The following is a 13,082-nucleotide window of genomic DNA, read 5'->3' as shown; positions in this document are numbered from 1 at the left end:
GCGAGGCTACCGTTGGCTGTACCCAGGCACATTGGACTCTAAACGCACGCAAAGGGCTAGGTCCGCAGCGTTTTGGCCTTCACCATGAGGAATATTCCGTAGGCGATCAGGCCCACGGCAACGGCGGCCAGAAGGTACGGACCATACGGTTGCTCCCTCAAAGCCCGCAGGCTTCCATCAAGTCCTGTGGATTGTTCTGGCTGAACGCGGACCGCGGCAATGACCACCAGCAGGCCAACGAGCAACAGGGCAATGCCTTTGGCGATGTAGCCCACCACTCCAACACCCGATTGGAACTTGCGGGTCGGCTCCTTAAGGGAGAGCGCGAGGTCCTTTTCAAAGGTCCTCATAAAGCCACGCACCGCGAACACAACGCCGGTGATCATGATGCCGGCGCCAATTGCGACAAGCAGGACTATCCCGAACGGCGCCTTCATGAGCGTCACTGTTACATCGCTGGCAGACTCCCGACTGTTTTTTCCCTGCCCCATAGTGAAAGACAGGATGGTGGCCGCCAAGCCTGCAAACACGATTGCCTGGGCCACAGCGGAAAGCCGCTTGGATGGTTTGTTGTCCGATGCCCTGCGGTAGCCGAGGGTTGCGTTGCCCAATTGCCACAGGGCCAAGGCAGCGCAGGCGCCGAAGCACGCCCAGAGCAGGATGGGACCCACCGGTTGGGCGGCCAGTTCGGCAACAGCGCCACTGACGTCGGCTTCACCACTGCGCCCAAAGGCGAGCTGAAACGCAATAACCCCGATGAGTAAGTGCAGGAGTCCGCTGACGGCGTATCCAGCCCTCGCTACAACAACCAGGGCACGTGAGTTTGAGGCTTCCTCGGCCACATCAGCGGCCTTCTTCATCTCCTCTTTGATGACAAGCCTCCTTATTATTTTGTGACTTGTCACCATGGTGCCACTCGAACGAGCACAAGACCACGGGGCGCAGGTGGCTTGCTAGAAGCCACACACCGACTGCGGCCAGATGCTCCGAAGTCCCACACCCAAAGGGTTGAACTGCTCGCGGACGCTGGTGACGGCACGGGCCTGGCCTGGGACTTCGCCTCCACGTCCGTCAGCTTCCCCGGTACCCGCGAGGGGGTCGGACTTCACGTGGGCAGCTCCGGTATTCAGGGACGTGGCTGCGATCTGGTCAGGCATTTCGGTGGTCCTTCCTGAGAGTTCCCATCAACTCCATTGGCTGATAGTTCAACCATGGGACGGGGCCCTCAAGAAGGACGCCGGGTCATCTCAAGATTCCCTCAAGAATCCGCCGTGCTTGAAGGCAGGTTCAGAAGGCGAAAAGGACCTCCAGTTGTTGCCCCGTCGACAGGGTAACGTGCCCCCTTATATGCGTGCCGTCGTCGTTAATCACGACGTCGGCAGGAACCGCTGCGGGTGCCTCGCCTCCCAAGTACACCAGTGAGGCGAAGATGCTGCGGCCGCCTGCCAAACGGCCTTCCAGGTATCCGCACGCAGCGTGCCCACCCAACGGCGAGACGCCCTCGGCCCGGAAGGTGCCGTTGTAGAAGAATCCGTGCAACGGCCATATGCCTGTGTGAAGTCCGCCGACTCCAAGAACGTGGTCATCCAGCTCAGGCGGGCCCTGGTATCTGCGAGCGCATATCCGGCGTCGCGCACGCGCAGCCCGGACGGCGCCGGCCCTGGGTTGGTCACGTCCACGTTGGGCGCCTCAACCACGTGGACCCTGAGCTCATATCCGCTGGCAGCAGTTGTCGCTGTTGCCACCCGCCAGCGGGAATTGGCGGGATCCTCCTCGTCGCTCCAGACTGGCGCATGCCAGCTTGCGGCCTGGTGATGCCCGGCTTGAAGATGCCCGGCTTTGAGCCGGTGAATCCTCGCGCGACGGCTGGGTGTTCCGGTGGCATCGAGGACGGCGAAGTGGTTGTCCACGGGGTCCTTGGTGAAGAGCGGTGCGGTGTGGCTCGAATATGCGAGGCGGCGGTAGTTGGGGTCGTCCGGTCCGGGGGCGTAGTACTTGTCGCTGCCGTGGTTGAGCACGCGGGCGATACCGTCCACGGCAGTGGAGTGGAGCAGGTAATTAGGGCCTTCTACATGCTGAACGGCGTCAATGCCCTCCAGGGGCGAGGGCTGTTCGACGGCGGTCCACACTGGATGGTCGGCGGGGAGGAGAAGTCCCACGAACGCCTTGGAGGTCCAGTACGGCGACGCTGGACCGGAGTATTCCTGGGTCATCGGGTCAAAGGCGCCGAGCCAACCGAGCGACGGCAGCCGGTCGTCGTAAGCGCCGCCATCGAGGAAGTATTTTGCGGCGCCGCTGGCGATGCGGCGGGTCTGTCCGGGGTTGAGGGGTGTCGCGCCGATGGCCTCCCCGAGGAACAAGGGAGCCACGGCGGCATAGCGGTAGATCAGTGAGCGGCCCTGGAAAACCGGGGCGCCGTTCCCGCCGAAAAAGCTCACGTGATCGGCCAGGAACCTGACGAGCCGGGACCTGTAGATTTCGGACCTTGCTTGGGCTTCCGGGTGCCGGTTGGCCGCGAACCCGGCCCACAACACCGGATACAGATGAAGGGCCCAGCCGCAGTAGTAGTCGAAGAAATCGCCCGTGCCGTCGTTATCCCCGTCCCGGTACCAGCCGCCGCCGACGTACCAGTCTTCGAGCCGCTTCAGTCCATGTTCGATCTGGGCCGCGTTGTGCTCGAATCCGGCGCCAGCCAGGAACTCGGCGATCAGGACCTGGAAGAGCACCCAGTTGTTGTCCACGCAGGTACTCCGCGAGGAACCCTGCAGCCACTCGGCCACCTGGGCCCGCTCGTCCCCGGACAGTGTGTCCCATAGCCAGGGTTTGGTCAGTTGCAGGCTCAGTGCAATGGAGGCGGCTTCCACCATCGGCTGCGAGCGGTCACAAATGGGCAGCCACGCTTCAGGACCACCTGGCCGCGTACCCTCAAGGAGGCCCGTCCTGTACAGGTCAAGATGGCCGTGCGGGTCGTTGCCCTGCTCTCCCGCCACCCGGAAGGCGGCCAGCATAAAGGTGCGCGCGAACCCCTCCATGCCGTCGGACAAAACACCCGACGACGACGGTCGGCCGCTCAGCCGGATCAATGCCTTCTGCGCGGAGAAGCAGGGGCGCACCGCGAGGAGTTGCTGATCCGCGAAAGCGACCCAGTGCTCCCGCGTCCATCCAGTGATGGGGCTGAGCTCGTAATCCGGTGCTGGCATGGTGAAGCCGGTGGCCATGGGTCTCCTGCGGGGGTGCGGACACGGTGAGCCCTAATCTTAGGCTCCTCATCCGCCTCATGGCGCGAGTTGAACAAAACTGAACGTGCACCTCTCGTCCCCGACCGAATGCTGCGTGATAGTTCATAATGAACAAACTGAACACAAGTGAACTTGAAGGCGGGAACCTGCATGCTGTCCGAGGATCGTCAACAGCTCATCCTGAGGGAATTGGCCCTTCACGGATCCCTGAACGCTGCCGAGTTCGCGGCCAAGCTTGGAACGTCCGGCATGACAGTGCGCCGGGACCTCGCGCTACTTGCCGGGCAGGGGTTGCTCGAGCGGGTCCATGGTGGAGCTGTTCCCATCGGCGGCCGTGCTTCCGGAAGTAGTGCGACACCACAGCAATCAACGTCCTGGCGACCGGGCGGGAGGCGACCCTTGGCGACGATCGGCATGATCGTTCCCTCGGCGTCGTACTACTTCCCGGGGGTGATCCGCGGCGCCGAGGCGGCTGCCCAGGAAGCGGGTGTGCGGTTGGTGCTGGGCGTGACCAACTACTCAAGCGAGGAGGAACGCCGCCAGCTCCGCCGCCTGTATGAACACGGCGTGGACGGGATCCTGATCACGCCGAGCGAGCAATCCTTGGCTGGCACCGAAACGATGGACCTGTTAGCTGAAGCTGTGGTGCCTGTAGTCGTCGTCGAGCGTTCCATTGACAACGCACTGGACCACGGCCGCCTCGAAGCCGTGCGAAGTGATCACGTGCGGGGCGCGGAAATCGCCGTCAACCATCTTCTGGGCCTTGGCCACCGCAAGATCGCCATGTGCCTTCGCGAGAACAGCCCGACCGCGCCGCAGCTTATCGATGGCTACCACCTGGCCATGCAGCGTGCCGGACATCGCGACGTTGATTCGATGGTTCGTTCGATGTCCCGGGCCCTGAATGATCCCGAGGCCCATCGACTGGTGGTGGGCGGCATCCTCGATTGGTGTACAAAAACCGACGTCACAGCCGCGATTGTCCACACTGATGAGGACGCACTCCAGTTCGCCAGCGCGTGCCAGGAACGGCAGCTTCGCATTCCGGAGGACTTTGCGATCATTGCGTACGACGACGAAATCGCCGCCCTGGGGGCCGTTCCCCTGACCGCGGTGGCACCACCGAAGTACGACGTCGGGCATCAAGCCTTGGTGATGTGCCTGAACCGGATCGGCGCACGTCGTGGAAGCACGTCCGCGCTGCAGCGCGTGAACCTCTCGCCGGAGTTGGTGGTCCGGGACTCAACGCAGGTGTAGAGCCCGCCTCATCTTTTGTTTACTTCTGTTCACTTCGTTGTCTGTGTTCACTTTTGTGGCTTTCATTGTGCCTAGTCCAAGGTGCCCCCCGCGCACACCACGACTTCGCATCGTGAACTTCAAAGGAGAACAGAATGAAGCGTCGCCAGCTTCTGCTAGGAGCAGCCAGCATCATGGCAAGTGCTGCCCTCATCACCGGCTGTGGCAGCACCCCGGCAGCCACGCCAACGCCCGCTGAAGACCCGTCCGGGACCATCACTTTCTGGTCGCCGATGGCCGGGATGGACAAGGTGGCCGCAGCCTTTAACGCGAGCCAGGGCAAAATCAAGGTCAACTTCGAAACCGTCCCCAACGGAGCGAGCGGCGGCTACGCCAAGTTGTCCACAGCAATCACCGCCGGCAACGGCCCGGACGTTGCCACCATCGAATACCCGCAGCTTCCCCAGTTTGTGAGCAACGGCCAGCTCCAGCCACTGGACGGGCTGATCAACAAGGCCGAAACAGTGGACAAGCTAACGGACGGGACCAAAGCATTGGTTCAATTCGGCGAAGAGACGTACGCACTCCCCTACGACGCCGCGCCGATGATCATGTGGTACCGCAAGGACATGCTGGACAAGGCCGGCGTCGGCGTCCCCAAAACCTGGGACGAATTCGAAGAGGCCGGCAGGAAGCTGAAGGCAGTAGCCCCGGAAGCACACCTGGCCAGCTTCAACCCCAACGAAGCCGCACTTACTGCCGCCTTGTCGTGGCAGGCCGGAGCCAAATGGTTCGGTACCGAAGGCGACAGCTGGAAGGTTGGCGTGAACGATGAGCCCACCCAAAAAGTCGCCGCGTTCTGGCAGAAGCTGATCGACCAAAAGATCGTCAAGGTCCAACAGTCCTTCAGCGACGAATGGTCGGCAGATTTGGCGAGCGGCGCCGTCGTCGGTGTTCTGGGCGCCAATTGGAGTGCCACCGGCATCCAGAAGCGTACCGAAGCAAGCGGCCAGAAAGGACAGTGGATCGCAGCGGAGGTGCCCAACTGGGGAACTCCGGCAGATGCGTTCTATGGCGGCTCGAGCTTCAACATCACCAAGAGCAGCAAGAACCCGGCCGCTGCGGCCAAGTTCATCGAGTTCCTCGCAACCAACCCGGACGCCATCAAAGCGCGCGGCAACACCGGTTCGGCTTTCCTCGCCTTCCCGGGGCTGACACCGGTTGCGCAGCAGGCTTTCGATGCCAGCTACTTCGGCAACGACATCTACGAGGTCTTCGACAACGCGTACTCCACCATTACCCCGGGGTGGCAATGGGGTCCCAATTGGGACGTCACCAACACGGCTCTCAAGGACGCCTACGGAAAGTTGACCACCGGCGGCAAGGTCGCGGACGCCGTTGATACCGCCCAGACCGCAACCGTAGCCGGACTCAAGCAGAACGGCCTCTCCGTCAAGGAGTAGGCCCGCACGGTGGGGCGGTCCCTTCATAGGGGCGCCCCACCAGCGAGGAGAATCATCATGGCCAACCAGGCACCTGCTACCTCCCGGAGAAAACCCCGCACGATGTCCGGAACCGGCGGCCGCACAGCCGCGCTCTTCCTGACCCCGTTCTTCGCGGTGTTTACCCTGGCGATGGTGGCACCCGTCATCTACTCGATCGTGCTCAGCTTCTTCGCCCAGCAGAAGTCCGGACTCGGCTTCGGCCAGGCCAAGACCTCGTTCGTGGGACTTGAGAACTATCTGCAGGTCCTGCAATCGGAAAGTTTTGTGGGCGGCATAGGTCGCCTCATCATGTACTGCCTGCTGTACATCCCGTGCATGGTGGGCGGCGCCTTGGCGTTCGCACTGCTGCTTGATGCTGCCGCAGCGCGTGCCCGGAAGCTGTTCCAGCTCCTCGTCTTCCTCCCCCACGCGGTGCCGGGCGTCATCGCTGCATTGATCTGGGCCTACCTCTACACCCCCGGTGTCAGCCCGATCGTTTCGGTCCTGGAAACCGGCGGCATTTCCCTGGACTTCCTGGACAACCACATGATCCTGCCGTCCATCGTGAACATCGCGGTGTGGGAGTGGACGGGGTACAACGTCATTGTGCTGTTCACCGCGCTTCAGGCGGTTCCACGGGAAACCCTGGAAGCCGCCCGGGTGGACGGCGCAGGCGAAATCCGTGCTGCCATCAGCATCAAGCTGCCGCTGATCCTGCCTGCACTTGGCGTCATCATGCTCTTTACAGTGATCGGAACCTTGCAGTTGTTCACGGAGCCGTCCATCATTTCCAAAGCAACGGCCTCCGTAACCAGCACCTGGGTTCCAAATATGTGGGCCTACGATGCCGCCTTCAACCGGCACAACCTCAACCACGCCGCCGCGGCCTCCATCATCATCGCGCTCATGGCCGCGGTGCTGTCCTGGGCCGTCACCCGCTTCAGCTCAAGGATGAACAAAGCATGAGCACCTCAACGTTGTCCCTTCCAGGGGTTACCGGTCCGGTTGCGCCGTCGAGGAAACGCCGCCGGAGTCGTGGCGCCCGCGGCGGCCCCTGGCAAGTGCGTTCACCGTGAACGCGCTGCTGATACTGGGTTGCGCCTACATGGTGCTGCCTGTCCTGTGGTTGTTCTTTGCCTCCACCAAGAACGCCGCCGACCTCTATTCCACCGGTGCTTATGCTTTCGGGCAACCTTCCTTTGCGGAGAACGTTGGCGCGGTTCTTGGGCAGGATGGTGGTGTGTTCCTCCGCTGGATGGCCAACTCCATGTTCTATGCCGCGTTCGGGGCCATCTTTGGTGGACTGGTCTCTGTTATGGCTGGCTACGCCTTCGATAAATTCCAGTTCCGCGGCAAGGACTCATTCTTCGGCCTGGTCCTTGTGGGCGTGCTGATTCCCAACACAGCCACAGTCCTTCCGATGTATCTGCTGGCCTCCGTATTTGGCATCACCAACACCATCTGGGCCATCCTCATCCCCGTGCTCTGCAACCCGTTCGGCGTGTACTTGGCCCGCGTGTATTCGGCGGCGTACGTTCCGGGCGAAACGTTGGAGGCAGCGCGCGTGGACGGAGCCGGACCGATCCGCTCCTTCTTTTCCCTGGGGTTGCCCATGATGATGCCGGGTTACATCACCATCGCGTTGTTCCAGTTTGTTGGCGTGTGGAACAACTTCATGCTCCCGCTGGTGATGCTCCAGGACCAGCAGCTGCTGCCTGTCAGCGTCGGAATTTCGATCTGGCAGGGATACTCACTCCCCCAGCCCGAGTTCACGCCGATGGTCATCACAGGATCACTTTTGTCCATCATTCCGTTGCTGCTCGCGTTCATCATGCTCCAGCGCTTCTGGAAATCCGGTCTCACGGCAGGGAGCGTTAAATGAGCCTGAACGTTGCCTTGGCCATGCCTGTCCACACTGCCCGGGCCGTGTTCCCGCCCCGAAGCCTGGATCCGCTGGAGCCTGCTTTGAACCTCCTCAGCCGGGATCCGATCGAGGACTTTGGTTCAGTATCCGGCCGGGCACTCCTGGCTGAAGCGGACATCCTCATCACTGGTTGGGGTTGTCCAATGATCGACGACGACGTGCTGGACGCTGCCCCACGGTTGCGTTACGTCCTGCACGCCGCCGGAAGCGTCAAGCACCACATCAGTGGCCCGTGCTGGGAGCGGGGCCTGTTGGTGAGTTCCGCCGCGGACGCCAACGCCATTCCCGTGGCCGAATACACCGTGGCCATGATCGTCCTGGCCAACAAACGGGTCCTGCAGATAGCCCGCGCCCTGCACAGCACCCGGATGGAGGTCCTCCCTGAACAGCTCTTCCCCGACATGGGCAACTACCGCAAGCGCGTCGGAATTATCGGGGCGTCAAAGATCGGCCGTCACGTCATCCGGCTGCTTACCGCTTACGAGCTGGACATCGTGGTGGCCGACCCGTACCTCTCGGCCGCTGAGGCGGGCGCTCTCGGCGTCGAGCTTGTAAGCCTGGACGAACTGGTGGCGGACTGCGACATCGTCAGCCTCCACGCGCCGTCGTTACCGTCCACAAAGAACCTCATCGACGCCGGTCGCATCGATCGGATGCGTCCGGGGGCTACTTTTATCAACACCTCGCGCGGCGAGTTAGTGGACCAGGACTCCCTCTTGGCCCGGCTGGAGCGCGGCGATCTATATGCTGTGCTGGACGTGACGACGCCGTGGGTGCTGCCTTCCGATTCCCGGTTCTACACGCATCCCAACGTGTTGCTGACACCCCACCTGGCGGGGTCGCTGGGTAACGAGCTGGAGCGGATGGCGGCGAGCGCAGTAGGCGAAGCTTTGCGGTTGTCCAGGGGGGAAGCGCTGCAATTTCCAGTGGCGGCGGAAGACCTGGCGTTCATGGCGTAGCGCATTCCCGGCGGGCTCTCATGGTGCCGCGCCGACGGACCGTAATGTTGCGCAGATCACATTTGCTGCCTACGCTGGGGTGGCTGCAGCGTGGCAGCGAACGGATGAAAGGCAGCATATTGACCAGCGAGAAGCTCTCTGTAGTTGTTCGAGTCGACCTTGACGGAGCACAGATCCAGATCGCAGCAACAGGTCATGTGACCACCTCCAATCTCCACGCGCTGTATCCAATCGTTCAACGCACCAACAGCCTGGCCGACGGCAGGGACGTCGAGATGGACCTTACTGGTGCCTTGATCGAACCGGATGCGCTTGAACAACTGCAGGGTTACGCGATGCTTCACGAGTTGCCTGTTCGGGTTGATGCTGTTCCGGCGTTGGCGGGGGCCGGGCTGGCGGCGTGAGCTACGTCAGCCCTCAAGCCGAGGACTAACCTGACTGACATGGCTCAGTCAGCGCGCGCATGGATCGGGACCATCGTCTTCCTGTTCCTCGCGCCTGGCATCGTGGCGGGTCTCATCCCCTGGCTCATCTCCGGATGGCGGCTTTACGACTGGGACGGCGGCACGTGGCTGGTGGTGCCGGTCGCCTGGATCGCGATCACCCTGGGGGTAGCTTTCCTGCTTCACGCCTTCGCGCTGTTCGCCCTTCACCAGGGAACGCCCGCGCCGGTTGCGCCCACCCGAAGGCTGGTTGTCACCGGGGTTTATCGATTCGTGCGCAATCCCATGTACCTTGCGGTGCTCACAATCATCCTCGGCCAGGCGCTGCTCTTCGGCAGTTGGTGGCTCGTGATCTATGCTGCGATAGCCCTCATCGCCGTCGTCACTTTCGTGAAGGGTTACGAGGAACCGACCCTCACTGACACGTACGGTGAGCAGTACCTCGAGTACCGGCGCAACGTTCCGGGGTGGTGGCCGCGGCTGACGCCTTGGCGGGGGTAACGGCCGCCTCAGCCAACTCACTGGCTCAGCCGAACGGCCGCCTCCTGCTGGACGCGGGCAGCCTTGCTTGAGTAGTCGGCGATGATCCGGAGTTCGTCGTCGCTGTAGTCTTCCAGCAGCGCGGCCATCCCGGCCATGAAATCGGTGAAATAGGGCGACGCGGCAGCAACCTGGTCACCGACGAGCTCGATCACGACTTTCCGCTTGTCCTCGCCGTGTTTGACCCGCCGGGCCACGCCTTTGCTTTCGAGGCGTTGCATGAGTCCGGTGACCGACGCGGGCGCCAGGCCTGAATGTTCCCCGAATTCACCCGCCGTCATAGGACCGTGGCGCAGCAGGATATCGATGGCCTTGCCCTCCGTCGCCGAAAGGCCGCGCAGTTCAGACAGCGCGGTGTGGAACATGATCGCGGCAGTGGACAGCTCCCGGCCCGACTCATAAACAGCTTCCAACAGAGCTTCGCGTTGCCCCTGATTCGTCATGCTCCGAGGCTAGCAAAGTCTTTCGCTTGTCCGAAACGATTGACCGGGCAGGGCCAGCCGATTATATTTCTTTTAACCGAACGAAATAAATTCAAGAAGGAGCTCCCGTGCTGAACTGTGTTGTCATCGGATCGGGCGTAGCCGGTCTTTCAACGGCCCTCTCACTCCAGAAAGCCGGCCACTCCGCCACCGTTTTTGAAGCGCACAATGGACCTTCTGACGGAGTAGGCGCCTTCTTCACCCTCGCCGTCAACGGTTTCGACGCCCTGGACACTCTGGGACTCAAGGAGCACGCCGCGCAACTGGGCTTCAGCACTCCCCTTATGTCCATGTACCTGGGCAGCACGGGTCGCCACCTGATCGATTTCGATTTCGGCGGCACGCTCCCGGATGGCACCACGGCCCGGACCATGACCCGCTCGGAGCTGTACACGCTCTTGCGGGAGGAAGCACTCCGCCGTGGGATCCGGATCGAGCACGGCAGGCGTCTGACAACTGTCAAGGAACGGCCCGACGGCGTCACGGCCGTTTTCGACGACGGCACCTCCGCCAGCGGCGACCTGCTGGTTGGGGCCGACGGGCTGCGCTCGGCGGTGCGGCCGCTGATCGACCCCGCCTCGCCCGCACCGCGCACCATCCCGCTGCTCAACACGGGCGGCATCGTTCCTGCCGACACCGCCACTTTGGCGCTCAAGGAGGAGGACCTGGGCGTGTCCCCGGGGCGCATGAAGATGGTGTTCGGCAAGCGCTGCTTCTACTGCTTCATGCCCAGCCCCGACGGCAGGATCTGGTGGTTCGCAAATCCCTTGCAGCGCTCCAGTGCTGATCCGTCTTTGCTCGGCCAGGAGGATCTCAGAGCTTGGTTAACAAGCTTGGTAAAGGCAGACCGGACACCGATGGCCGCCCTGATTCGTGCCACGGAAGACATCATCAAGCCGTATTCCACGTTCGATTTTCCCAGCGTCCCCCGCTGGCACCGCGGCAGGATGGTCCTGGTGGGCGATGCCGCCCATGCTGCGTCCCCTTCCTCCGGGCAGGGCGCATCGATGGCAATCGAGGACGCCGTCACGCTGGGACGCGCCCTTCGGGGGGCCACGGGCGACGACAAAGAAGCCAGCCTCACTGCCCGGTTTGCGGCCTACGAGGCGGAGCGCCGCCCCCGGGCGGAGACGGTGGTTGCCTGGGGCCGCCGGAATTCCGAACCCAAGGTCAGGAACCAGTTCACCCGCGTACTCCAGGACCTGGCCCATGCGTGCCATCTTCCGGGGACTTGCCCGGAAGGCGGCGGACAACTTCGAGTGGCTGTACGGCCATCACATCGACTGGCATGCGGTCCCCGGGTTTGCCGACAGATGACCACGTCACTCACCCGGAAGGAGTTGTGTCAGCTCCCCCGGCCGCTGCCTTCTCCATATAGGACGCCGAAACCCTCCGGTAAACGGGCGTCAGGAAGGCGATCAGTGCCGCCGCAATGAGAATGAATCCGGCAATCAGGAACACGAGGGCGATCCCGCGGGACGTGCCCTGACCCAATAGTGGTTCAAGTTGGGCGGCACCCTCTGCGGAGCGGGCGTACGGAATGATCCAGAACTGGGCAAGCGGGGCAATGAGGAAAGCGGTGATGGGCGCTGCGGCGGACTCGAACGCCATGGCGAATCCGAATACCCTGCCTTGCCGGTTCAGGGGAACCACCTGCTGGATAACCGTCTGCTCGGCGGCTTCCACGATGGGAACCAAGGTCAAATACAGCCAGATGCCAGCCACGTACAGCCATGCCCATTCACGCAGGGTGAACACTGCACCAAGGAATCCCATGACGGCGACAACGATCAGCATGGTTCGCAAGGGGTTGGAGCCGAGCCCAAACTTTCCTACCAGCGCGCCACCCACGAGGAAGCCGGTGGAACCCACGGCGAAGAACGTTCCCCACATCTCAACGGAGAACATTTCCAATCCGTACGGATCCATCAACGCCATGTAAACGCCGCCCACGAAGTTGTTGAACGTGGAGAACACGATCAGTGCGAACAACCCGGAGATAGCCAGCACAGCGGCAAGCGAGCCGCGGAAGTCGAAACCGCCATGTGCGTCAGTGGCTGCCGCTTGCACCTCTTCGGGCATTCGCAACGTGAGCAGGTGCGCGAACGCCAGCGCGGTAAAAACCAGGGAGGCCACAATGGTCCAACCCATGCCCAGCAGGCCCACCGATAGTCCGGAGAGGACCGAGGTGACAATGAACATGAGACCCTGCACCATCCCCACCATTCCATTTGCATTGGCCCGGCGATCAGGCTCAATGAGGATGGTGACGGTGGTGGAGAGGGCAATGTTGCGCAAGTTCTCAACGACGGCACCCACGAGGATGATCAGGGTGAAAATCCAGAACCATGGCTGTGCCAGGTCCAGCAGAAGGCTTGTAGGGGTGAGGAGAAACAGCACTCCTGACAGCACGAACATCACCAAGGTGAACCCGGCAGCGAAGCGCATCACGGCAAGCTTCCGATACCTGTCCACGAACGTGCCGAAGCTGATGCTGGAGAGTGCAATCAGCAGCATGTAGGCACCCCCGACGACCCCCGTCGCAATCACGTTGCGGGTTTCGAGATAAACCCAGAATGTCAGGGCGAACCAGAGATAGCTTGTGGTGATATTTGCCAGGGCGGTGTTCACCAGGATCCCCATGAAGGTCCGGGATCGCTGTGCCGGAGTGCGCAGGGAGAGGTCGATAACTTCAGTAACCCCAGCCGGTTCCTGCTCGGTCATGCGTTCCAGTGTACTGACAGCAATTGCCGCAGATAAGGGCTGGCGCCAACG

General features: G+C 62.3%; 13 protein-coding genes. 8 read left to right on the top strand and 5 right to left on the bottom strand.

All coding sequences use genetic code 11. The annotated features are described in order from the left end of the window. Nucleotides 1-56: 56 nt before the first annotated feature. The 3 genes from LDP01_RS13625 to LDP01_RS13615 all read right to left on the bottom strand — a co-directional run bounded on the left by LDP01_RS13625 (nucleotide 57) and on the right by LDP01_RS13615 (nucleotide 3,218). Entirely contained in the window at nucleotides 57-860 is an 804-nt protein-coding gene (locus LDP01_RS13625; RefSeq protein WP_224093126.1) for a DUF1206 domain-containing protein, read from the bottom strand. 93 nt (nucleotides 861-953) lie between these two features. Beyond that, nucleotides 954-1,157, bottom strand: a complete 204-nt coding sequence (locus LDP01_RS13620; RefSeq protein WP_224093121.1) for a hypothetical protein — start codon at nucleotides 1,155-1,157, stop codon at nucleotides 954-956. A gap of 210 nt (nucleotides 1,158-1,367) precedes the next feature. After that, entirely contained in the window at nucleotides 1,368-3,218 is a 1,851-nt protein-coding gene (locus LDP01_RS13615; RefSeq protein ID WP_224093113.1) for a DUF2264 domain-containing protein, read from the bottom strand. Nucleotides 3,219-3,389: 171 nt separating this feature from the next. On the opposite strand from LDP01_RS13615, the gene LDP01_RS13610 reads away from it, so the two are divergent. From LDP01_RS13610 to LDP01_RS13580, 7 genes are all read left to right on the top strand, one after another. Further along, nucleotides 3,390-4,496 (top strand): substrate-binding domain-containing protein, encoded by a 1,107-nt coding sequence (locus LDP01_RS13610; RefSeq protein ID WP_224093112.1) that lies wholly within the window; start codon nucleotides 3,390-3,392, stop codon nucleotides 4,494-4,496. A 134-nt stretch (nucleotides 4,497-4,630) separates the two neighbouring features. Then, nucleotides 4,631-5,938: an ABC transporter substrate-binding protein gene (locus LDP01_RS13605; protein WP_224093110.1), complete on the top strand. Its 1,308-nt coding sequence runs from the start codon at nucleotides 4,631-4,633 to the stop codon at nucleotides 5,936-5,938. 57 nt (nucleotides 5,939-5,995) lie between these two features. Continuing rightward, a complete protein-coding gene (locus tag LDP01_RS13600; RefSeq protein ID WP_224093108.1) occupies nucleotides 5,996-6,925 on the top strand; it encodes a carbohydrate ABC transporter permease in 930 nt (309 codons plus the stop codon). Nucleotides 6,926-7,031: 106 nt separating this feature from the next. Continuing rightward, nucleotides 7,032-7,841 carry a carbohydrate ABC transporter permease gene (locus tag LDP01_RS13595; protein ID WP_224093106.1) on the top strand — a complete coding sequence of 270 codons (810 nt, stop codon included), beginning with the start codon at nucleotides 7,032-7,034 and terminating at the stop codon, nucleotides 7,839-7,841. After that, on the top strand, nucleotides 7,838-8,842 hold the full coding sequence (locus tag LDP01_RS13590; protein WP_224093105.1) for a hydroxyacid dehydrogenase: 1,005 nt from the start codon (nucleotides 7,838-7,840) through the stop codon (nucleotides 8,840-8,842). The genes LDP01_RS13595 and LDP01_RS13590 overlap by 4 nt, the downstream gene beginning before the upstream one ends. A gap of 119 nt (nucleotides 8,843-8,961) precedes the next feature. Further along, nucleotides 8,962-9,246 (top strand): hypothetical protein, encoded by a 285-nt coding sequence (locus LDP01_RS13585; RefSeq protein ID WP_224093099.1) that lies wholly within the window; start codon nucleotides 8,962-8,964, stop codon nucleotides 9,244-9,246. A 39-nt stretch (nucleotides 9,247-9,285) separates the two neighbouring features. Then, a complete protein-coding gene (locus LDP01_RS13580) occupies nucleotides 9,286-9,786 on the top strand; it encodes a methyltransferase family protein (RefSeq protein WP_224093098.1) in 501 nt (166 codons plus the stop codon). A gap of 17 nt (nucleotides 9,787-9,803) precedes the next feature. On the opposite strand, the gene LDP01_RS13575 is transcribed toward LDP01_RS13580, so the two are convergent. Then, entirely contained in the window at nucleotides 9,804-10,268 is a 465-nt protein-coding gene (locus LDP01_RS13575) for a MarR family transcriptional regulator (RefSeq protein ID WP_224093096.1), read from the bottom strand. 107 nt (nucleotides 10,269-10,375) lie between these two features. On the opposite strand from LDP01_RS13575, the gene LDP01_RS13570 reads away from it, so the two are divergent. After that, on the top strand, nucleotides 10,376-11,743 hold the full coding sequence (locus tag LDP01_RS13570; RefSeq protein WP_224093095.1) for an FAD-dependent oxidoreductase: 1,368 nt from the start codon (nucleotides 10,376-10,378) through the stop codon (nucleotides 11,741-11,743). Here LDP01_RS13570 and LDP01_RS13565 read toward each other — a convergent pair. Beyond that, nucleotides 11,634-13,031: an MFS transporter gene (locus tag LDP01_RS13565; protein WP_224093087.1), complete on the bottom strand. Its 1,398-nt coding sequence runs from the start codon at nucleotides 13,029-13,031 to the stop codon at nucleotides 11,634-11,636. The genes LDP01_RS13570 and LDP01_RS13565 overlap by 110 nt on opposite strands. Nucleotides 13,032-13,082 lie beyond the last annotated feature (51 nt).

The organism is Arthrobacter sp. StoSoilB13, assembly GCF_019977255.1.
In the GTDB taxonomy this organism is placed as follows: Bacteria; Actinomycetota; Actinomycetes; order Actinomycetales; family Micrococcaceae; genus Arthrobacter.
This window is presented reverse-complemented; position numbering and strand designations above follow the sequence as displayed.